Here is a 1,281-nt window from a genome sequence, read left to right on the forward strand (position 1 = left end):
TATAATGGTCCCGTAATCCTGGACAGGTCAATAAGATAAAATAGCTGTATCAGAACGAGTGCAAAAGGAGAAAGATGATGGCAGGACCACGGAAACGATACAGCTCAGATTTAAAGGCAAAAATTGCGCTTGAAGCCATTCGCGGCAACAAAACGGCCAATGAAATAGCGGCTGAATACGGTGTCCATCCGACGCAGATTGCGCAATGGAAAAAACAAGCGCTCGATGGATTACCTGCGGTGTTTTCAACGCGCAGCCCTAGCCAGGAAAAAAGTGAGGAGGATCTCACCGCCACCTTGTACCAACAAATCGGTCAGTTAAAAGTGGAACTGGACTGGTTGAAAAAAAAATCAGGGCAGCTCCGTTGAGCACAAGCGTCAGCTCATCGATCTCAACCATCCACAGCTTTCCATTGGACGGCAGTGTGAATTGCTGGGTCTTGCACGTTCGAGCTACTACTACCAACCCGTTCCTGTCAGTGAGGAAGATCTCTTGTTGATGCGCTTATTAGACGAACAGTACACGCAGACACCATTCTATGGCACGCGAAAAATGACGGCCTGGCTCAATCTCCAGGGCTATGGGGTGGAACGCAAACGCGTCCGTCGTTTGTTGCGCACGATGGGTTTGGAAACCATCTATCCGCACCCACGCCTGAGTCAACCTGGAGCCATGGAGCAACGCTTTCCCTATCTGCTGCGCAATGTGGCAATCACGAACGTGAACCACGTTTGGAGCACGGATATTACCTATATCCGCTTAGCACGCGGGTTTGTCTACCTGGTGGCCGTGCTCGATTGGTGGAGTCGCTACGTGCTTTCCTGGGAGCTTTCCATCACGTTAGACACCAGCTTTTGTTTGGAAGCTTTGGAGCGAGCCTTGAAGCAAGGGACGCCAAGCATTTTCAACAGTGATCAAGGTGTCCAATTTACCAGCGCGGACTTTGTGCAGCGATTGCAAGCAGATCATATTCAGATCAGTTGGGATGGGAGAGGAAGAGCGTTGGACAACATTTTCGTGGAACGGCTCTGGCGTTCGCTGAAATATGAAGACATTTATCTCAAGGACTATCAAAGTGTCAGAGACGTAAGGAACGGGATCCAAGCGTACTTTGAATTTTATAATCATCAGCGTTTGCACCAGTCACTTGACTATCAAACGCCAGCTCAGGTCTATCGGCAACGTTAATCAACGTTACGTAACGTAAAACACTCGTTCTCGTATTGCTGAGTTTTGTCTTATTTGAACCCGTTTTTTGTCTTGACAAACGGTACCACCATA

At 48.6% G+C, this 1,281-nt stretch carries 1 protein-coding gene; it reads left to right on the plus strand.

Annotation, left to right across the window (positions count from 1 at the left end; genetic code table 11):
- Positions 1-74: 74 nt before the first annotated feature.
- Positions 75-1,188, plus strand: a protein-coding gene (locus F1593_RS28035) for an IS3 family transposase (protein ID WP_371873941.1) whose coding sequence is annotated in 2 segments (ribosomal slippage) — positions 75-350 and positions 352-1,188 — 1,113 coding nt in all. Because the reading frame shifts where the segments join, the coding sequence is not laid out codon by codon here.
- The last annotated feature ends 93 nt before the right edge of the window (positions 1,189-1,281 follow it).

Origin of the sequence: Dictyobacter arantiisoli, from assembly GCF_008326305.1 — a bacterium.
Classification (GTDB): Bacteria; Chloroflexota; Ktedonobacteria; order Ktedonobacterales; family Ktedonobacteraceae; genus Dictyobacter; species Dictyobacter arantiisoli.